Raw genomic sequence first — 19918 nt, forward strand, 5'->3', positions numbered from 1 at the left:
TGAACTGACCCCCAAAAGTTGGACGGTTTAAGTCTATCTCAAGGACTGAATTCTGTACTTCACAGGACTCAGTCCTTTAAGTTTAAGCTGAATACGCTCATGATTGTAATAATGAATGTACTCATGAATTTGCTTTTCTAGTTCATCAATAGTTTTAGGCTTTTCAATATAGATGGTCTCACACTTCAGTGTGCCAAAGAAGCTCTCCATTAACGCATTATCTATGCAGTTGCCTTTTCTACTCATGCTTTGTCTTATCTTATGCTTTTTAAGCGTCTTTCTAAAAGGCTTCATTTGATAATGCCAGCCTTGATCAGAGTGAAGCATTAACTTTTTATGACGACTTGTTTTCGTCTTATCTAGCGCAAAATCTAGCATTTTACTTACCACATCATAGGTTGGTCTTTTAGATAAGGTATAACTGACTATTTCATTATTATAGCAATCAAGAATCGGAGATAGATATAATTTATTGTCACCCACCTTAAACTCAGTAATGTCTGTTAACCAGCGTTTATTGGGTTTACCAGCATGGAAGCGACGCTTTAAATAGTTCTTTGCTATTTTTCCCTGTTGACCTTTATAGGATCGATACTTCTTTCTTCTGATCTTCGCATTAAGATTTAACTGCTTCATAAGCTTGGCAATAAGCTTATGGTTATGATGCATGCCTAACTGCTTTAATGCGGCTGTGATTCTACGATAGCCATACCGACCTTTATGTTGGTAATATAGCTCGATGATACGCTGCTTTAAATCAGCGTATTTGTCTTCAGCATCAAACTGACACCTATGGTAATAAAAGACACTTTTAGGCATATCAGCTATCTTAAGTAAAGCTGATATGCAATATTTATCCCTTAGTCCTTCGATGAGCCTTGCTTTGTCTCGGCTTGTTCCCTCTCCCTGAGCAAGGCATCGAGCTTTTTTAGGTAGGCATTCTCCGCACGAAGATATTCATTCTCACGTTTCAGCTCTGCTAATATCTTTTCATCATCTGGTTTGTCTGTGATAAATGGTTTGCTCATGGCCGCTCTACCTTTACGTTTAGATATGAGTCCAGACATACCCTGTAGTCGATAAGCTTTGTGCCACTGGCTGATTAAAGCTGGTGAGCTGATGTTATACCTTAGAGCAACTTCCAATTGACTTAGGCCTTGGGTAAGCATCGTTGTTAGTACGTTAAGTTTAAACTCACTACTGTATTTGGCTTTGCTTGTCTTTGGCTTAATAGCCTTTATACCACCGCTTTGATATTGCTTGACCCATTTACTTACAAATCTTGGATTCACTTTAAACTTCTTTGCTGTGGCATGACCGGTATGTCCTTGCTTATAGTATCCTATGACTTTGATCTTAAAATCTAGATTGTAACGCATAAAAATACCCCATAAGTTGTGTCCAACTTTTGGGGGTCAGTTCACTTTGGGTTTGGGCTTTTTTAATAGTCCTCTTATATTTGCCTAGTTTATGAGTTTATCTATTGCACCTGACTTTATTATTGTAACTTCTATTGTATTAACCCAATAGGAATTAAACGATATAGTGAAGAATATTCGTGAATCAAAGTAAGGCTATACGATTACAAGGTTATCCTCGTTTGCTGTACCCGCCTCAAAATACATAGATGATCTACCTAACCTCGGTTGCCTTTTAATTATTTTAGTTTAGACTAGCTCGATAATAGTGCCCCAGTCTATAACATTCCAACTGATTAGGAGAAGAAATGTTCACTCAGTCGCCTTTAACAGACTTTATTAAAACAAACAATAATCTAAAGTCAAAGTTACGACATACTAAACTGACAGGTATTGTGGTAGCGATATTAATGACAGGCATTGCTTGTTCAGATACAAGTGGTAATGTAAGTGCACAAGAAAATGCACAAGAAAGTGTCGATGCTAACGTGCAAGACTCAGCCCAACAAGTTGATGCCACTCAGCCAGTAAATAAGCAAACTGCTGGGGATCAAGCATCCGATAAACCGGAAAAAAATGATCAGGGCAGCACAGGTACCATCAATGCAACATCAAATGATGTATTACCCACACTGGAGTACTCTACAACTAATTTGTCTGAAATTTCGCAGAAAGTAAACAACAGTGAGTGGCAGGCTGGAAGTGAGATAAATCAAACGATTGGGACTAAACTACAGGCCTTATTAAACTGGAACAATCACGGTGTTGGAGCAGTGGATGGAAAGTGGGGTAGAAATACACGCAAAGCCATGCAGGCATTTCAAAAGGCTAAAGGTTTAAACGTTACCGATACTTTGAATCAAGAAACTTGGGATGCGTTGAATGAAAATAGTAATTTGGTTAATCAGCCAGTTTTAGTGAACTACACGCTCAAAGATGCAGATGTGAATATAAAAACGACTAAGATTCCTACAAGTGCTGAAGCAAAGGGAAAACTTGAAGGCATGTATTATGAAAGTGTACCAGAAGCAATAGCCGAGAAATTTCATATAGATTTGCAATATTTAAAGCAGCTCAATCCAAGTATTAAGTTTAAGTCGGGCGAGACCATTACCGTCTATAATCCAGGTAATCCAAACACCACACCAATCAGCCGTGTGGTAGCGGATAAAAATAGTGAAACGTTATTTGCCTATGATAAATCGGATAATATGGTTGCCAGTTATCCCACAACAGTTGGCAGTACTGCGACACCATCGCCTAGTGGTACTCATAAAGTGAAAGTGAAAGTCCATGAGCCTAATTATACTTATACGGCAGATGATGGCAGTCAAACAATCCTTCCGCCTGGTGCAAATAACCCAGTTGGCTTGGTGTGGATTGGGTTGACAAAGCCATCATACGGCATTCATGGTTCGCCAGACCCTGAGCGCATTAGTCGTCAAGCATCATCGGGCTGTGTGCGGTTAACTAACTGGGATGCTTTGGCGTTATTTGATGTTATCGATGATAATGCGACCGTAGAATTTAAATAGTATTTAAATAATATAAGTGCCAAACTAAAAAACCGCTAATTAATTTAGCGGTTTTTTAATGGTCTAGACAAGTGATATGAATTAGATTAGGTTTTACCACGATAAGTAATGCGACCTTTAGTCAAGTCGTAAGGAGTCATTTCGACTTTAACTTTATCACCTGTCAGAATACGAATGTAGTGCTTGCGCATTTTACCAGAGATATGAGCCGTAATTTCATGACCATTCTCTAGGCGAACTTTAAAAAGCGTGTTAGGAAGGGTGTCAATGACTTCGCCTTCAAATTCAATAATATCGTCTTGTTTTGCCATAACTGTGTGGGTGTACCCATAGTAAGAAATTTGTAGGTCTAAATTATACGCCATGCGCCTTTATTAAGCAAATTGCTTATGTTCTAAACCTGTGCCAATTGGTTAGTTTAAATTGGCAAGTTTAGCCATTGCGGAGTTAGTGGCATCTTAGGAAGTAGGCTTTGAAAGCGGTCTGGGTAGTAGGCATTAATAAAATACAAACCATCAGGTGAAGCAGTGGGCGGGGCAATAGTACGGTCGTGAGCATTTAAAATACGAAGATAATCATCAGGCTTTAATTCGCCCTTTCCAATAGCGAACAAAGTGCCCATTAAGTTGCGAACCATATGATGTAAAAAGCCATCTGCTTGTATGTCAAAGACAATAAACTGCCCATGCTCAAATAAAGCAGCATGATGAATATTACGAACAGGCTGGTTGGATTGGCAGGCAGCGGCTCTAAAGCTTGTAAAATCGTGTTGACCGACAATATACTGAGCGGCTTCTTGCATTTTTAGCAAATTAAGAGGTTCATGAATGTGAGTAACGTGATGGTATAGCATGGCAGGGCGTTGCGGCTGATTTAAGGTAATGTAGCGGTAACGACGAGCAATTGCGCCGAAACGAGCATGAAACTCATCTGGCATTGGCTTTATCCATCGTAGCGAAATATCGAATGGTAATAAACTATTTACCCCACGCAGCCAGTTATAGACAGTTCTAGATGCGGTAGTTTTAAAGTGTGCCAGCATGTTACCCGCGTGTACGCCAGCATCAGTACGACCTGCAGCCACCACTTCAATGTTTTCGTTGGCAATCTTACTAAAGGCCTGTTCGACCACCGCTTGCACACCCAATACTTCTTGCTGCCGTTGCCAACCTCTATAGTTAGATCCGACAAACTCAAGTCCGATCGCATAGGTCGTCGATTTTTTCTCAGAGTCATTGGCATGAGTGGCTGTCAGATCGGTAGATTGGCCGTTGTGTGGATCGGTTGTCATAAATAGTATTCTTAGGTCACAAAGTGTAAAGGGGTAACAGTATAGTCAACGCAATTTAAAATCGATACAAGGCAATTGAGTGAAAGTACAATAATTGTATGCTAAACGAGGTTAACACCGTAGCGATTTACACGTTTGCCGACTATTTTATTTATAGATATATTATAGTCAAAGGCAATGTAAAGAGTGACAATGTAGACCTAGCTAGATGTACTCAATGAGGTCGGGCGCCTTCTACCTCAATTATCTGCTTCCAACTATAGATTATAGATAGGTATTTTGGATGAATAGTTTAGATGCAGACCCTAGAAAGTATTCATTTAGATAACCCTATATTCGTTTTACTAATGCTATAAGTCCAGCGTTGGCGCCGCCGGGTAGGCGTATCATACGCTAAGTGCAACCAAAGTAAACGAGCATAGATAGCGGGAATGGTTAAACGTCCCGCTGAGAATACATGATGTTCATATTGCCAGCTGCCAGCCGCATAAGCATCGCTGACACCGCCATAAGGGCATTGAGTAGTCGTGACCAGTATATGCCCATTTTTGTACAAGGTATCCATTGTCTTGGCTATACGGTCATTATAAGGTAGATTTCCAGCGCCAAAGCCGATTAATATAATGCCTGTCGCTGGTAATTTAGCTAGTGTCTCAAGTTGGGTAACAAACCAGTCTGGATTGATAGGCACACAATAAATAGTAGGGATAATGGCTGTTTTAGCCGTCAATACTATATCAGGTAGTTTGGTTTTTTTATCATTTATCCAGTGCTGTCGTCGAGTATCGGGCAGTGATTTTAGGTAGCTATTAGCGGGGTAGCCGGCTCGGTTATGTCCCGTAAATGCCATTAAATCATGACTATGAATCTTTTGAACGGTTTGTGCAGGCCAAACTTCGCCACCAAAAGCAATGTGAACACCTGACTCGCCATAACCGGCAATACCTAATGCATCCTTTAAATTTACCCAAGCATCACTGTGTTCGTCAATGGTGTAGTCATGAATGTCATTAGCATTAAAAAGCGGTTTCATACTACCAGTCAATACAATGCAAATATCTGAGCCTGCAAAAGCTTCAGCTAAAAAAGCCCCTAAATAACTCAAGGTATCAGTACCAGTAATAATTATAAACTGCTTATAGCGTTGACTGTATTTAGATAAAATCAACTTAAAAAAATGTACAAAATCTTCAGGCGTGAAATGGCTACTGTCTTTAACAACCGTGTTGTCTAAGATATCAACTTGTTGCGAACTGCGTTGTCGCATGAGTTTTAAAAGTAGGGGTGTAAATGTTGGCGCAGGTAAAGTAGATAATGGTTTACCATGACTGCCAAAAGTGCCACCTGCATATATCAGCTGAACCGAAATTAAGTCTTGATGTGACAAGGATATTGGTGTACTTACTTGATGTGCATTGGTCATATTTGAGTTCTATATTTTCAATATTTGGCGATATGATGTGGCTGTATGTAGCTGTGTTCTAAACATATGGGCTGGATTTTTAGTAGCTGATTTCTAACAATAGTATAGCGCTTCTATTTCATCGCGAATACCAAAATTAGCAATAAAGCAATGCTAAACAATTACCGTATTAACTTGACGTTGTATACCCGCTTTAATAAATATAATCTGCCTAATGTTAGATCACTAACTAGGTCGGTACTCTGACTAAACACACGACTATATAGACTATGGTCTCGCTCTTTGTCATAAGTTTACATCGAGCGTCTCTGCTCGCTAGCCTTGCGATCATTATTCTAGAGACTTTAATCATGCGAATAGTGCGGTATTTTAGATTTTGTTAGAAAAAGAGATATTTTAAATTTAATATCGACGTTCCTAAACACACATTCCTAAACACACGTTCCTAAAAACACGCTGCTAAAAATAAAAGGTATAAAGCAGCAACTCTATACCTTTTTTAAGCTAACGTCTTTGATTTGTAGTTAAATATTTTGTAGTTATATATAGTGTACTCAGTTTTAGTACCACTGTACTGTTTTTTGATTAAAAAAGATGATGGAATTCGTCAGACTTACTGAGGGTTAACGGCATTATTTTAGCTAGTAATGTATTCAATGTAATCTATTAAGTATCCGTTATGCCAGTTATTGAATTAGCTCTACGCACACATACAGAATACAATAGATTAGTTCATGCGAGTCAAAATATCTTCAGCAAGTGTTTTTTGGGTGATACTGGCTTCACTTTGCAAAATCTCGTTGATTAAACGTTTTGCACTATCGTATTCACCAAGTTCAAGATATTGCTGCGCTAAATCTAGCGTAATTTGGGAGTTGTCTAAGTCCTGTACAAAATCGAAAACCTTTAAGAAATCAGCGTCATCAATCTCTTTTACAACGGATGCTTTATCTGCAACTGCACTATCATTATTTTCTAGCGTTAAATCAGTAGGCTGGCTTGACTCTTGTGCATGCACCTCTAGACCCATATCTTTGTCTGGCATTTCTGCAAGCTTTGATAGTGGATCAGCCTCCTGACCCTCATACTGAAAGTCGACTAGTCGGTTGTCGTCAGTAAGCTGAGAGTGTGGCGCAGACTTTGAGCCTTCAAAATTTGTGACATTTGTCTCACTATCTAACCCATCACTACTAAATCTATCATTATTTAACCTATAAGAGGGGTTATAAGTTTCCTCATCAAAATTTAGTGAGTCATCTTTATTATCATTGCCAAGACTCAGACTATGTGCATCTTTGATAAGGTTGACTGGATTATGATTTGCCTGAGCAGTATCAATAGGCGTTGATAATTCAGTATCTGAAGCATCATTCTCCAAGGAGAATGCAAACTCATCAGCGTTTGAAGAATGAGGTTCTAACGTGTCGAGAATTGATTGTTCAGAGGTTAATTTATCGGTTACTAATTTATCGGTTACTAATTTATCAGAGCTGGGCGTTTCATGTTCGCTAAGGTGAAGCTTAGATAAGTCTTCAGTCTCAAGTTCAAAATTATGACTCAAATTTGTGTCAGATTTTGCGTCAGGGGTAACAAGATTATCAGCATTGCTGTTATCTAGCTTTTGTATAGAGCTGCTACTTAATAGAGTGTTTGAATCCTTTACAGCGCTTTCAGAAGGATTAGTAATATTGTCGTCAGTTAGAAATTGCGACTCAAGATCATCAAATGATAAGCTGGATTCTTCGGCGTCCGCATGGTCTATAGAAGCCATCACTTCAAAGCTGTTTAGCTCTGAATTTAACTCTGAATCTGCGGTAAAGTCTAAAGACGATTCAGGCTTTACTTGTTCATTGGCAAAGTGCGGTATAGCTTCAGAGTCTTTGAGATTTGCTTGCAGGTTAGCCTCTTCATCAAGCATAACCTTTAGATTTTGGGCTTGTTGTAGCGTCACTGCATCCGCTTTTAAAAGAACCTGATCATATAGTTTGTTGAATTGATCAATATTATTAGTGACAGCATATACATTTAATAGCTTGAGCATTAAGGCGCTGTTGTCAGGTTGCTTTAAAAGTCCAGCTTTTAATTCTTTAATAGCATTATCGTAGCGTTGCTGATTTATGAAATCTTGAGCGATAACTAAGTGATCAGCTTGTTGTTTGATCTGCGGTTTTAGCGTATCGTGCTGCCTCTTTACATGTACAGGGTTTGACGCTGGTTTAGTTGGTCTAGTACGTCGTGGCATTGGTTTTGGTGTCGCTTTATTATTCTGGCGCACACGAATTAATAAAAATACCAAAAAAATAAGCAAGGCTATCAACACGTAATTTGAATTCATAAGAGCTCCCTCGTCGAGAAATAGAAAAAGCAACTGGTTATATTCTTTTCGACGAATTTTTATTATAAATAGTGTAGAACTAGGTTGTGAAAACTTGAAATATAGAAATGTTTATATTTATAGACGCTATGAGCCTTTTACTAGCTGTTTATAAGTCTAATTGTTTGTTTTTAATTATCATGTGGACTTAACCCTTATCTACAGATTCTTTAACGTTTAGTAGCCTTGTGTTATTTATAGACACCTTGCAGGCGGGTCATAAAGCACCTCCAGTGCTGTGTTTAATACCTGTATTGATAGCACTAGTTTCGTTATTACCTCTATTGTCAGTTGCAATAATAGTATTACCGGATAGCACCTCTTTGATATAGTCATAAGTATTTATTTGTGTTGATAGAGATTTAGCGTTACCAGCATCCGTTTTTTTATTTAAACCATCATCGCCTCTTACACTATGACTATGATTTAAAATATTACGGTCTTTTAAATCATAAGTATTTTCTGCAAATACCGTGCCACTTATTGGCTTGATTCGGCGAGTGACTTGCACATTTAAAGTTTTTGAAGATATTTCTTCACTGGACGGTTTTAGCGCAGACATAACCTCAACTGCTTTAGGAGCAAAAATAGTGACCACATCCTCATTTTGGTTATAGCTACTCATAGAAGGCGTAGGGTGCTGGTTTAAACTTACACTATTTGATACTTGTCTATTTTTATTAACTGTTGCTTTATTACGCGACTCCTCTTTGATTGATTCATATTGAACTGCGTTTGCTTTAATAACAACCTTATTACTTGGCTCACCATTTGGTTTGCGATGCAGATCATCAATACTTGAGAAAAGGCCACCATCAGTGTCTAAGCTAACAAAAAGGTTGCTGGGCGTTTTGTCTGTAGCAAAATCTAAACGTTTATCCAATGGCTGAATGGGTAGGTGTGTTAGCTTATTTAAACTGTTTATGTCAGCCGGCGATGCTTTTAGACTTTTAGCATTCTCTGTAATAACTGTGCTGGATAAGCCTCCCGGACTAAATTTACCTAAGCTCACGTTACTTGATTTAATTAAAGGGTTAGGTACGGTTTTTAATACCTGCAATTTTGTTGGTACAGAGTCTAGGTGTAAGTGCTTGAAAACCTTCGATTCATTATGTTCGTTTAGTGATCTCGCTTGGTGTTTTCGACTTTCAAGACTTTCAAGTAGTGACACAGATTCTAAAGCATCGACTTGCAGGGGATTTACTTTTGGTGGCTTTATTAAGGGTTTCGTCTTTGCAACAAGCATGGGTAGCACATGTTTTTTATTGTCAACTGGAAGCAAAGAAGGTGGTGCCATTTTTTTGACTTCAAGCTTTTTGACTTGAAGATTGGCAAATTGGGACGGTACATTTTTTTTCTTACCACTGTTAACCTTCAGTTGTTTTGCCGAAGAAGGCTTGAAAGACTTAGCTAGTTCTTGCGAAAATGTAGATGACTTTAGAAGTGGCGATTGCAATAGAAGTGGCGATTGCAACTTGGGTAAGGATGCAATCAGTAAAGGTTGAGGTTTAGATAAACTCGTCTCATTCGTTAGGCGCGGCAAAAGAGTTTTTGGAACGAGTTGTAGTCTTCCATTATCATTTAAAACCAGAACAACATCTGCAAAAGGCTTAGATATAGGCGTAGAGGTGGTCAACACCAGTCTCCCAGCATGTTTTGAGCTGGCTTCAAAATGAGCACGAATAGGTAGGTCGTACTCCATTTGTAGCTGCTGATATAGAGACTTATCAGCAATAGAGACAGAAAATTTATCAAGCGTGATGTCACTGACCTCAATACTTGCTGAAAGAGGCTCATATTGCTTTGAATAAATATTGGTATGACCAATAGTGGCAGCAAATGTAGACTGAGCCATTAGCAACACTGAAATAGATACGGAGAGTGTTGCAAGACGAGTCTGTAGTGTTGTTTTACGAACCATTAAGTGCCTCTTATCTTGACACTTTAAAACTAAAGTGCTCATCCAAATAATTAAATCCATTAGGATTAAAAAATGAAAATAGTGAATCGTTAGTATCCACGGTATAGTTATAACAAAATAGGCATTTGTTTACTATTAAAATTGTAAATCATAGCTATATTATAATTTAAGGATAAAAGACGATATTAACCGACTAATGTTTGGTTGTAGATATTTGCAGAGAATTGACCCACTTAATTGCAAGTTTAGGGCACTCTAAGTTGGCTCAATTCTAAGGTTAAATCCTAATCTAGTTAGTTCAGCTTTAGACCATTCAAGCTTTATTTACTATAGATATCGTTGCTTTACACTTACTTATTATAAATAAATTCTGACCATCAAAAATGTCTTTTGTATTAAAAGGACAGATTGATGTGTTGAGATGCCACCTAAGCCAGCGTCGATGATATAATCCATATCTATATATTACAGTAAGACGCCATTATATTACAATGTAACCCCTGTGGCTTAATCTTCTAACCTCTTCAATCTGAGTTAATGCTATGCAATTTACCCTACATAAGACCGCAACGGGCGAATCTCGTGCGCGCCGAGGCACCGTAAAACTTGCTCACGGTGACATAAGAACCCCAGCCTTTATGCCAGTAGGTACCTACGGTACAGTAAAGGGTATGTTACCACGCGACATTGAAGCCATTGGCGCTGATATTATCTTAGGCAACACCTTTCATTTATGGCTGCGTCCGGGAACTGAGATTATCGACAAGTTTGGCGGTCTGCATCAATTTATGAACTGGGACAAGCCTATATTGACTGACTCAGGCGGCTTTCAGGTCTTTAGTCTTGGCGCCATGCGAAAAATCAGCGAAGAAGGCGTCGCGTTCAAGTCACCGATTGATGGGGCAAAGGTCTTTTTATCGCCCGAAAAGTCAATGCAAATTCAATACTCCTTAAACTCCGATATCGTGATGCAATTTGACGAATGCACTCCGTATCCAGCGACGTATTCTGAAGCACAAAAGTCACTGGAGTTATCGTTACGTTGGGGGCAGCGCTGCGTCGATGAGCACAACAAACTCGGCAACACCAACGCCTTATTTGGCATTGTACAAGGCAGTATGTATAAAGACTTACGCCAACAGTCGATGCAAGGCTTGCTTGACATTGGCTTTAATGGCTATGCCATAGGCGGTCTATCCGTCGGCGAGCCCAAAGAGGAAATGATCAGCGTCCTCAACTATATGCCAGAGCTGATGCCTGCGGACAAACCCCGTTATTTAATGGGTGTGGGCAAGCCAGAAGACATCTTAGAAGCGGTGCGCCGTGGTGTCGATATGTTTGACTGCGTTATGCCAACACGCAACGCGCGAAATGGTCATTACTTCGTCACTGGCAACCTTGATAACCAAGGCATCGTGCGTATTCGCAACAGTCAATACCGCGAAGATGTCGGTCCTCTAGATCCAGAATGTGACTGTTATTGCTGTAAAAACTTTAGCCGTGCCTATTTATATCACCTCAATAAATGCAAAGAAATGCTCGGCGCGCAGCTTGCTACCATTCATAACTTACGCTACTATCAGCGCTTAATGCAGGGTATTCGTGATGCGATTGATAACGATACCTTTGATGAATTCGTGGCTGATTTTTATCACAAACGCGGTCAAGAAGTGCCCCCTTTAGAGCTTGAGTAATTGTATAGAGTTAGACTAACTGTTTTCGAATAAGTCTATAGCAGTGGTTGACTTGTTGGAGCCAATCCCGCTTTCGCTATTATCTTGGTTTACACTGTGACGTGCGCTACTGGCAAGTGTCGTTCCTGCTGCCACGATACCGCCACTTACCAAGCGCACGCACCACAGTGTCTCACCAAGGATATCCGCTACAATCGGGGCTAAACCGCATCTCAAATCAACCATCCTCAATCTATAGTCAGCGAACTACTAAACGGTTACAGTGTTAAGATCGTTAAGCCTACTCGCGTATCATATTGCTACTTACACTCGGTTGCCTTGTAACCATTTGAGACTTCTTTGACTATATTTAAATGTAAAGCGTACTCAAGCCGAGCGCCCTAAGAACTGTTTAATATAATGACTTTAGGTCTGTATTAAGTCATACCTTTCTGTAAAACAGCCTATCTTTGTAAACCTTTTATTTGTGACATTTGCACTCGTTTTCCTCGATAGACTAGGTTATAGGTTTTATATTATTTTAATTTTCCTTTGATATTTTAAATATTATGTTATAACATAACTAAATGATAAGCATTCTTATCTATTTAAAAATAGCCAATAATAGGTTGTGAATACAGACTTTAAATTTAAATTATTAAAGGTATACCATCATGCAAGTATTAAGCTCATTAAAATCCGCAAAAAACGCCATCCGGATTGCCAAGTCATCCGTCGTCGTGGACGGGTATTTGTCATCAATAAGACAGATGGGCGTTTTAAAGCAGTGCAAGGGAAGAAAAAGAAATGACTACAAGATTTCAAGAAAATTGCCATACGTGCTGAGAAAACGGATGACTCATTTGCTGCTAATGTCTACTTAGCTACGACCTTGATCCATTTGCGGTAATTGTCAATACACCCTAAAAGAATTGGATTTAATTGTTAATTTTAAGGTAAAATCAAAGTTAATCAATCAATAAGCAATTAGGATATAACTATGAAACTAATTAATACTATGCTAATTAGTACCTTTAGTGTATGTATGCTGACTGCTCCAGCTTTTGCGAAAACTTATAAATATACCGCTCAATGTAATATCCAAGTGATTGACTCTAAGATTGCTCCAAATCCACCTCCTTTGCGTGTAACAGGTTTAGGTACTGGGAATACATCAGATGGAGCTTGTAAAGCTGCTAAAAAAGATGCAACTCAAAAAGCTCCTCGTGGTACATATGCGAGACACTGCAAATGCACTCCTGCATAAAGGATTAGAAAAATGATAAAATATTATGAAATTGTAAAAAGTATAATTATTGCTCCAATTTCAATTCAAAATGATGAGCTGAATTTTAAACTTGATGTGTTACATGACAAAGAAAATGGTTATTTTAGTCGCTTATACCGCTTAGAAAATTACAATTTAACCCCATCTTTTGAAAACAAAGATTTAACTGCTACTGAAGCTATATATGTTTTAGATAATCATTCAGTCTTAACACTAGATAATAAGTATCATAGTGAAGTAGAAGATTGTTTAAACTTTTCCCTCCAAGAAATTAGTAAAACATTTGCTAATTAATTATTTAAACCGCCAAGCATGGCGGTTTTTATTGGTTAATAATTGGGTTATATACTTATGCCTCTATCTTGATTTGGGTTTATCTCAGTTTGGATTTTTCTAACAGTTTGGTAAGTAAATCGTTCTGTTGTTTGTGCTTGTTCTGATACGTTTCGGCTTTCGTCCCTTTCTTGCTTGCTATGTAAATCTCGCCCTTTTCTTCTAGGGCGTGTTGACATATAGCAAGAAATAGATGGTAACTATTAGCTACGGTTACCAGTCTTTATTTATTCATAATATTAAAGCCCTTACAGCGATCTGTGGGGGTTTTTCTATATTTTCTTCCTTCTTCTTCTACTCACTATCACTTTGTAGCAGGACTTATAACTTAGGTTAGGTATCTTAGTTAAGATTTGTCAGGAGTGTATACTGGGATTGAGTTTCAATATATTGACCCTATATAAATTCTACATAGTTAGATAATCAGGTTTAGTTTAGTTTAAATATCTAACTGGATTTGAATTATTTTTATGAAAAATTTCCTTAAATAGTAATACTCATAGTAAAGCTAATACTCATATTGGAATACTAAGATTAAAACCGATATTTAACGAGAAGCCCTACTATACCTCGTCTAACGCATAATGCTGTGACTAGACATAAGATAGCTTATATAAGATAGCTTAGCCAAAAGAATGACAAGCTTTGTAAGGAGAGTAAGATGGAGAGTACCAAAAAAAACTCTAATGGAAATAAGGCTAAAGGCGATGATCTTAAAACTACAGTGACACCCCGTCATCCGCAGAGCCGTTTGGATTCTGATTGGCTGTTTTTGTATGAGAAACTGCCGCCCAATCAGTGGTACTCCTCTGACTACGCCTATAAAACGTCGGGGTGGCTCAATGTGCATACTAATATTCGTAAGCGACAGCGTATATTAAGGCAGCTCAGTGAAGAGTATTTAATGGGAGCATTGAATTGGGACAACTACCGTCCACAGATTTTAGAACGAATTGGCATTCATGTGCTGAAATTACACCAACACCATAGTGTTGAAGATCATGGTTTTTTCCCTGAGTTTGTGAGCAGTTATCCGCAATTAAAAACAGGTTTTGAAATACTGGAACGAGATCATGTGCGGTTAAACGCCCTGCTCGATGAGTTACAAGGTTTGAACGATGAGCTGGTTAAAGCTAAGGTTGAAGACAAAGCACTGGCTGATCGCTTGCATCAAAACTTAATAGACGGCACTGATTTTTTATCACAGCATCTAACAGATGAAGAGGATTTAGTTGTGCCTATACTAGCCTTAAGAGAGGGTTAATGACTCCATATATGGTATGAATAATTCTTTTCTATAAAAGCCCTGCACTGTGCGGGGCTTTTTATGTTTGGATAAATTTAGTTTAGCTTTTCTAAAAGCATGGCATCACCGTAACTAAAAAATCGGTATTGTTGTTCGATAGCGTGTTGATAGGCTTGCTCGATATTGTGCTTACCTGCAAAGGCAGAAACCAGCATGAGCAGAGTGGATTTTGGCAGATGAAAGTTAGTCAGTAGGCTATCAATAACGCCAAATTTGAAGCCAGGGTAGATAAAGATATCGGTGTCTCCCGCCCACGCTGAGATTTGTCCGTTAAAGGTGGCTGTTTTTTGATAAGCAGTCTCTAGTACTCGAGTAACCGTCGTGCCAATGGCGATAACTTTATGGCCATTTTTATGGGTTTGGTTTATTAAGTCCGCGGTATCCTGAGGTAGATTGGCATATTCACTGTGCATGGTATGATTGAGTAGATTATCAGTTTTAACAGGCGCAAAAGTACCGGCTCCCACATGTAGCGTAACAAAGGCGGTATTGATACCTTTGTCTGCAAGCCCAGTCAATACCGCATCGTCAAAGTGCAGACTGGCAGTTGGTGCGGCGACACTTGCAAGCTTGGCGGGGTCATGAAATACAGTTTGATAGCGCACGTTATCCGTTTCATCTGCATGACGCTCGAAGTAGGGCGGAATGGGTAATTCGCCGTATCGCTCTAAGTCCGCTAAAATCGAGTTTTTAAAACTTAAGATAAATAAATTCTCATGACGACCAATCATCTGACATTCGATGTGACCATCAGCCAGTCGTAAGATTTGCCCAAGTTTAGGGGCTTTACTTGCTCGCACATGACATAACGCGACATTTTTAAAAACGTGACCTTCGTCATTTTTTGTATAGTCATCTTCATCGGTTAAACGCTCGACCAGAACCTCTACCTTACCCCCAGTATCCTTTTGACCAAACAATCGTGCCTTCATTACTTTGGTATCATTAAAGACAATCAAGTCACCTGCATTCAATAAGTCTGGTAACTGTGCAAATTGTTTGTCTTGAACCTCAAAGTGGGGTAAGGGATTGGCAGGTAGGTACAACAATCGAGAGGCACTGCGCTGATCAAGCGGGTAACGAGCAATTAACTCATCTGGTAGGGTGTAATCGTAGTCGTTAACACTGAGGAAGGTTTTATGTTGGACGGAGCTCTGTTTAGAGTTTTGATCATTGGATTGGTCATTTGTCTGGGTCATAAGCGGTCTATAAATACGGTTGAATCTAGTCAAAATTAGGTTAAGTTTGCGGTAATGGATCAGCGCTAGTTTAACAGAATTGGTAGGTTTTTGAGGGAGGTTTGAGTGAATGCTGCTCAGTTTCCAAGCTTTTAACTTTTAATATTACTTTACTATAGAGCTACTTAAACATAGAGCTTAAATTAATTCCAGTATGGGGCTTTGGAGAGTAAGAGTGTGTTGGAAGGCTACAATCCAAACAAATCCGGTTGGGTTTTAATATCATCAAGGGCGGTCAGATTCGAATAAGTGACGCCAACTAAGCGGATAGGTAGATGACGGGGCACATCATCCAGCAGTTTTGCTAACCAATAATGAGCAGATTCGGCAGTTGGGAAAGGAGTGTGCAGGGTATGCGAACGGGTAATCTGTTGGAAATCGGAATATTTAATTTTTAAAGTAATGGTATGGCCACAGCGTCCTTTTTTACTCAGTTGAGCGAAAGCATCGGCATTTTGTGCAAATATCTGTTCAAGTAAGGTAGTTGTGTCACTAATATTGTCACGAAACGTGGTTTCTGAACCCACAGATTTGTGCTTACGTTCAGCTTTGACAGGGCGAGAATCTTGACCATGAGCAATCTCAGAATAGAATCTGCCTCGTTTGCCAAATTTTTGCACTAAGGTTTCTACTGACGCTGCTTTTAAATCAGCCCCATTATGTATGCCCACATCATGCAATCGTTTTGCGGTTGCCCTCCCTATTCCATGAAAACGCTCGATAGGCAATGCGTTAATAAAGTTCTCTGCTTGCTCGGGTGTAATGACAGCGATACCATTGGGTTTATTAATATCAGAGGCAATTTTGGCGAGCATTTTATTAAATGAAATGCCGGCGGATGCTGTGAGCTGGGTTTGCTCAAATATCTGCGACCGTAACCAGTTTGCCATTAACGTAGCTGATCCATGATGTGATTTTATGCCAGTGACATCAAGATAGGCTTCATCAAGTGATAATGGCTCAACCAAGTCAGTGAGACTCAGCATTATTGCTCTAATCTGCTGACTAACACTTCGATATACTTCAAATCTTGGGCGCACAAAAACGGCTTCTGGGCAGCGTTTTTTAGCCTCATAGCAGGACATCGCAGAACGTACGCCAAACTTACGTATCTCATAACTTGCCGCTGCAACCACCCCACGACCATTCGGGTCACCTCCTACTACTAAAGGTTTGCCTCTAAGTTCGGGAAAGTCCCGCTGCTCAACACTGGCAAAAAAGGCGTCCATATCAAGATGGATAATTTTACGCTGTGGTTGAAACGGAACATTGGGGAGTGAGAGACGATGTGAAGAGGTTGATTCGGTCATATAAACATCATAAATACTTAGCAGAAATAACGCCAATTCTATGTAGTAATACTGTGTTAAGAACTTCGATATTCATTACATTTAACAATATTTATAGTGATGCATTTTGTCCTTAAATACATTATCGTAACATAAGATAGTGCTAAATTTGGGTAGTGAAATTACGACCTATATCGTATAAGAATTTATCCTATAGGTTATATGTTTTTAACCAGATAAATAAGCTTATATGATAAGAAAGCTTATGTGATAAAGGTTATAAAAAAGTTAATATGACATATCTATAAAGTCTTATCAACAGGGTAAGTTTATCTATACTCGACTCACTAAAACCCCATTCAATGCCTAGGGCACCTTATTAAAAAAGCCTTACTGACAAGGCTGCAATTATAGATGGTTCATTATAAAGGCCTTAGTTATCAGCTTAGAATCCTAAGGCCGTATATTAACGGATAGTTGATAGTAGTTAACTAATAAGCCGGTTGACCCGTTAACTTGGTAATGAAGTTGCTCATGAAGCAACTGATCAGATTGGTAATTAGTCCCGCTGGCTACTAATTACTTCACCTGTATTAGCGTTCAATAAAGCGACATACTCACGTGCGGTTTTAACTACTTTAATTTTATAGACGGGGGTTGTCTTAATAACATCGAACTCTGCCTCAATAACATCCCCACTTAAACTTCGAGCAGCAATGTCTATAGCCTTATAAAGATTAATTTTGGTATTTTTTAAAGCATTATATTGTCGAATGTCTTCCTTATCTAACTTATCTTTATCAACACCAAGCACCTTACCGGTAAGAGCGTTAATTTTGACCTCATAGCTTGTGTAGTTAGATAAGAACTGTATCTCATATTTAGCCGCATCATCGTCAAAGTCAACACTGTTAAGGTAGCCTTTAGCACTTTTCCTAGCAATATTAATAGCTTCGGCAAGCGTAATTTTGCTACTTTTTGATACGCCTTGGGCATCATTTACTTTAGATGTGGTAGACGCTGCTAAGCTTGGCGTTGCCAAGATAGACATTAAAAAGATTGAGCTAGCAAGTACCGTTAAGAATTTCATAATTAGGCTCCTCTATAGATAATCAATTGTAATGAGGGAAAAGCTTGGCTAGTGCAAATGTAAATCTGGAATATTAGCCATCTTTGTTTCAGTAATCAGAATTTAGGAGAGGTTAAACACATTCAGAGCTTAGTAGTAATTAGGCTTTTTTTAATATCAGTAAGCTTTGATATTAGCAAGTATCTATACAAGTAACTATAAATGATAAAGTATGTTTTACCAGCATTTTTGTTAACAATCTGATAAGAGTGTAACCATGAGACCAGAAGGACTAAAAGATATCTCTTTATCGTTAACGAAGCACCTGAATTAAAGCTTGTATCTTACGTCAAAATTATCAAAATGCATGGCAAGTGATCAATATCGATGGGACCAATAGTTAATATGATATTAGTGTCTCACAATAAAAAACCCTTACAGAGTATATTCTGTAAGGGTTTTAAATATTGGTACCAGTGGTCGGACTCGAACCGACACGCTTTTAAAGGCAACGGATTTTGAATCCGTCGTGTCTACCAATTCCACCACACTGGCATGTAGGGTTAGTACCTGCTTACATTAGAACAAATCAGGACACTAATAAGTCATCAAACTATAAAACAAGGGACTATAGAATATGAGCTATAAATCATGAAACGGTGTAGGAGGCGTATTATAACAACTTATTAGATTCGGTCAAGCAATTTTGACAAACTGCTACCTTAACTTATAAGCCTCAACCGACAAAAGCACGTTCAACCACATAATCGGCTGGTTCGCCCATACGTGGTGATACCGTTAAGCCATATCCCTCTAAAATCTTAGAAACATCATCATTAAATGGCATGCTACCGCATATCATGACTCTATCATCTTTAGGATTCATTACCGGTAAGCCGATATCTTCATACAATTTACCAGACTTCATCAAGTCGGTAATACGGCCCGTGTTACGAAAATCCTCACGTGTCACTGTAGGATAGTAGATAAACTTTTCACGGAACCATTCGCCAAATATTTCATCGTTTGGTAAGGTTTCTTCAAACAGCTCACGGTATGCTAAGTCACTAACTCGGCGCACCCCATGACATAAGATGATCTTATCAAACCGCTCATAGACCTCTGGGTCACGAGCTAAGGATAAAAAAGGAGCAAGCCCTGTGCCTGTTGCAAGCATGTATAAGTGTTTACCTGGCAATAGGTCATCAATAACTAACGTGCCTGTTGGTTTTTTACTAATTAATAATTCATCACCCACTTGAATGTGTTGTAATCGCGAGGTTAGTGGTCCATCTTGTACCTTAATCGAAAAGAACTCTAAATAATCTTCATAATTGGCACTGGCGATAGAATAAGCACGGCTTAACGGACGACCATCTACCATGATACCAATCATGGCAAACTCGCCATTCCTAAAGCGCAAACCAGCATGACGAGTGGTTTTAATAGTGAATAACGAGTCGTTCCAGTGGTGTACATAGGTAACTGTTTCGGTTAAAAATTTAGACATGTAGGCCTCAATAAATAATGATCGCAAAGTCGAATCATGAATTAGCGATTAAGTACTTCAATAACTTTAAAATATATATTAACAATTTTAATAAGTTGTACTCAATAATACGCTATACCTTAGAGTGGAGATAGAGCAGCATAATGAGAATGATAAGTATTCTTAATATCAATATTGCATTTGATAACAAATTATTACTTATAATAACCCCTATAAGAATAAAAAAGGAGTGTCAATATCATAATAAAAT

General features: G+C 38.7%; 17 protein-coding genes, 1 tRNA gene and 1 pseudogene. 6 read left to right on the forward strand and 13 right to left on the reverse strand.

Going from position 1 to position 19918, the window contains the following annotated elements:
• Window positions 1–33 precede the first annotated feature (33 nt).
• Both AC2SLL_RS10700 and AC2SLL_RS10705 read right to left on the reverse strand, forming a co-directional pair.
• Window positions 34–957 (reverse strand): IS3 family transposase, encoded by a 924-nt coding sequence (locus tag AC2SLL_RS10700; RefSeq protein WP_486530431.1) that lies wholly within the window; start codon window positions 955–957, stop codon window positions 34–36.
• Window positions 861–1379: a helix-turn-helix domain-containing protein gene (locus AC2SLL_RS10705; RefSeq protein ID WP_486530417.1), complete on the reverse strand. Its 519-nt coding sequence runs from the start codon at window positions 1377–1379 to the stop codon at window positions 861–863. The genes AC2SLL_RS10700 and AC2SLL_RS10705 overlap by 97 nt, the downstream gene beginning before the upstream one ends.
• A 347-nt stretch (window positions 1380–1726) precedes the next feature.
• Between AC2SLL_RS10705 and AC2SLL_RS10710 the strand changes: the two genes are divergently transcribed.
• Window positions 1727–2953 carry a L,D-transpeptidase family protein gene (locus AC2SLL_RS10710; RefSeq protein ID WP_486531683.1) on the forward strand — a complete coding sequence of 409 codons (1227 nt, stop codon included), beginning with the start codon at window positions 1727–1729 and terminating at the stop codon, window positions 2951–2953.
• 86 nt (window positions 2954–3039) lie between these two features.
• On the opposite strand, the gene infA is transcribed toward AC2SLL_RS10710, so the two are convergent.
• The 5 genes from infA to AC2SLL_RS10735 form a co-directional block, all read right to left on the reverse strand.
• Entirely contained in the window at window positions 3040–3264 is a 225-nt protein-coding gene (gene infA, locus AC2SLL_RS10715) for a translation initiation factor IF-1 (protein ID WP_486531684.1), read from the reverse strand.
• A gap of 107 nt (window positions 3265–3371) precedes the next feature.
• Window positions 3372–4244, reverse strand: a complete 873-nt coding sequence (gene truA / locus AC2SLL_RS10720; RefSeq protein WP_486531685.1) for a tRNA pseudouridine(38-40) synthase TruA — start codon at window positions 4242–4244, stop codon at window positions 3372–3374.
• A 316-nt stretch (window positions 4245–4560) separates the two neighbouring features.
• Window positions 4561–5667 carry an asparaginase gene (locus AC2SLL_RS10725; protein ID WP_486531686.1) on the reverse strand — a complete coding sequence of 369 codons (1107 nt, stop codon included), beginning with the start codon at window positions 5665–5667 and terminating at the stop codon, window positions 4561–4563.
• 727 nt (window positions 5668–6394) lie between these two features.
• Window positions 6395–8002 (reverse strand): FimV/HubP family polar landmark protein, encoded by a 1608-nt coding sequence (locus AC2SLL_RS10730; protein WP_486531687.1) that lies wholly within the window; start codon window positions 8000–8002, stop codon window positions 6395–6397.
• 256 nt (window positions 8003–8258) lie between these two features.
• Complete coding sequence (locus AC2SLL_RS10735; protein ID WP_486531688.1) at window positions 8259–9962, reverse strand: type IV pilus assembly protein FimV; 1704 nt, start codon at window positions 9960–9962, stop codon at window positions 8259–8261.
• Between the two features lie 542 nt (window positions 9963–10504).
• Between AC2SLL_RS10735 and tgt the strand changes: the two genes are divergently transcribed.
• Entirely contained in the window at window positions 10505–11656 is a 1152-nt protein-coding gene (tgt, locus tag AC2SLL_RS10740) for a tRNA guanosine(34) transglycosylase Tgt (protein WP_486531689.1), read from the forward strand.
• A gap of 15 nt (window positions 11657–11671) precedes the next feature.
• Here the strand turns inward: tgt and AC2SLL_RS10745 are convergent, their stop codons facing one another.
• A complete protein-coding gene (locus tag AC2SLL_RS10745) occupies window positions 11672–11881 on the reverse strand; it encodes a hypothetical protein (RefSeq protein WP_486531690.1) in 210 nt (69 codons plus the stop codon).
• Window positions 11882–12309: 428 nt separating this feature from the next.
• Here AC2SLL_RS10745 and ykgO point away from each other — a divergent pair.
• From ykgO to AC2SLL_RS10765, 4 genes and pseudogenes are all read left to right on the forward strand, one after another.
• Window positions 12310–12446: pseudogene (ykgO, locus tag AC2SLL_RS10750) on the forward strand (type B 50S ribosomal protein L36).
• Window positions 12447–12635: 189 nt separating this feature from the next.
• Window positions 12636–12902 (forward strand): hypothetical protein, encoded by a 267-nt coding sequence (locus AC2SLL_RS10755; protein WP_486531691.1) that lies wholly within the window; start codon window positions 12636–12638, stop codon window positions 12900–12902.
• A 12-nt stretch (window positions 12903–12914) separates the two neighbouring features.
• Window positions 12915–13217, forward strand: a complete 303-nt coding sequence (locus AC2SLL_RS10760) for a hypothetical protein (RefSeq protein WP_486531692.1) — start codon at window positions 12915–12917, stop codon at window positions 13215–13217.
• Between the two features lie 700 nt (window positions 13218–13917).
• On the forward strand, window positions 13918–14520 hold the full coding sequence (locus tag AC2SLL_RS10765) for a hemerythrin domain-containing protein (protein WP_486531693.1): 603 nt from the start codon (window positions 13918–13920) through the stop codon (window positions 14518–14520).
• 77 nt (window positions 14521–14597) lie between these two features.
• On the opposite strand, the gene queA is transcribed toward AC2SLL_RS10765, so the two are convergent.
• The 5 genes from queA to AC2SLL_RS10790 all read right to left on the reverse strand — a co-directional run bounded on the left by queA (window position 14598) and on the right by AC2SLL_RS10790 (window position 19668).
• Window positions 14598–15761 (reverse strand): tRNA preQ1(34) S-adenosylmethionine ribosyltransferase-isomerase QueA, encoded by a 1164-nt coding sequence (gene queA / locus AC2SLL_RS10770; RefSeq protein ID WP_486531694.1) that lies wholly within the window; start codon window positions 15759–15761, stop codon window positions 14598–14600.
• A gap of 227 nt (window positions 15762–15988) precedes the next feature.
• A complete protein-coding gene (gene dinB / locus AC2SLL_RS10775; RefSeq protein ID WP_486531695.1) occupies window positions 15989–17110 on the reverse strand; it encodes a DNA polymerase IV in 1122 nt (373 codons plus the stop codon).
• A 538-nt stretch (window positions 17111–17648) separates the two neighbouring features.
• Window positions 17649–18179, reverse strand: a complete 531-nt coding sequence (locus AC2SLL_RS10780) for a PepSY domain-containing protein (RefSeq protein ID WP_486531696.1) — start codon at window positions 18177–18179, stop codon at window positions 17649–17651.
• A gap of 447 nt (window positions 18180–18626) precedes the next feature.
• Window positions 18627–18713: transfer RNA gene (locus AC2SLL_RS10785), tRNA-Leu, on the reverse strand.
• Window positions 18714–18894: 181 nt separating this feature from the next.
• Window positions 18895–19668, reverse strand: a complete 774-nt coding sequence (locus AC2SLL_RS10790; protein ID WP_486531697.1) for a ferredoxin--NADP reductase — start codon at window positions 19666–19668, stop codon at window positions 18895–18897.
• Window positions 19669–19918 lie beyond the last annotated feature (250 nt).

The organism is Psychrobacter sp. CX97 (assembly GCF_057396285.1).

Bases quoted from the DNA above. Each gene is read 5' to 3' on its own strand.
- AC2SLL_RS10705 (WP_486530417.1), bottom strand. From the start codon at position 1,379: ATGCGTTACAATCTAGATTTTAAGATCAAAGTCATAGGATACTATAAG.
- AC2SLL_RS10710 (WP_486531683.1), top strand. From the start codon at position 1,727: ATGTTCACTCAGTCGCCTTTAACAGACTTTATTAAAACAAACAATAAT.
- infA (WP_486531684.1), bottom strand. From the start codon at position 3,264: ATGGCAAAACAAGACGATATTATTGAATTTGAAGGCGAAGTCATTGAC.
- truA (WP_486531685.1), bottom strand. From the start codon at position 4,244: ATGACAACCGATCCACACAACGGCCAATCTACCGATCTGACAGCCACT.
- AC2SLL_RS10725 (WP_486531686.1), bottom strand. From the start codon at position 5,667: ATGACCAATGCACATCAAGTAAGTACACCAATATCCTTGTCACATCAA.
- AC2SLL_RS10730 (WP_486531687.1), bottom strand. From the start codon at position 8,002: ATGAATTCAAATTACGTGTTGATAGCCTTGCTTATTTTTTTGGTATTT.
- AC2SLL_RS10735 (WP_486531688.1), bottom strand. From the start codon at position 9,962: ATGGTTCGTAAAACAACACTACAGACTCGTCTTGCAACACTCTCCGTA.
- tgt (WP_486531689.1), top strand. From the start codon at position 10,505: ATGCAATTTACCCTACATAAGACCGCAACGGGCGAATCTCGTGCGCGC.
- AC2SLL_RS10745 (WP_486531690.1), bottom strand. From the start codon at position 11,881: ATGGTTGATTTGAGATGCGGTTTAGCCCCGATTGTAGCGGATATCCTT.
- AC2SLL_RS10755 (WP_486531691.1), top strand. From the start codon at position 12,636: ATGAAACTAATTAATACTATGCTAATTAGTACCTTTAGTGTATGTATG.
- AC2SLL_RS10760 (WP_486531692.1), top strand. From the start codon at position 12,915: ATGATAAAATATTATGAAATTGTAAAAAGTATAATTATTGCTCCAATT.
- AC2SLL_RS10765 (WP_486531693.1), top strand. From the start codon at position 13,918: ATGGAGAGTACCAAAAAAAACTCTAATGGAAATAAGGCTAAAGGCGAT.
- queA (WP_486531694.1), bottom strand. From the start codon at position 15,761: ATGACCCAGACAAATGACCAATCCAATGATCAAAACTCTAAACAGAGC.
- dinB (WP_486531695.1), bottom strand. From the start codon at position 17,110: ATGACCGAATCAACCTCTTCACATCGTCTCTCACTCCCCAATGTTCCG.
- AC2SLL_RS10780 (WP_486531696.1), bottom strand. From the start codon at position 18,179: ATGAAATTCTTAACGGTACTTGCTAGCTCAATCTTTTTAATGTCTATC.
- AC2SLL_RS10790 (WP_486531697.1), bottom strand. From the start codon at position 19,668: ATGTCTAAATTTTTAACCGAAACAGTTACCTATGTACACCACTGGAAC.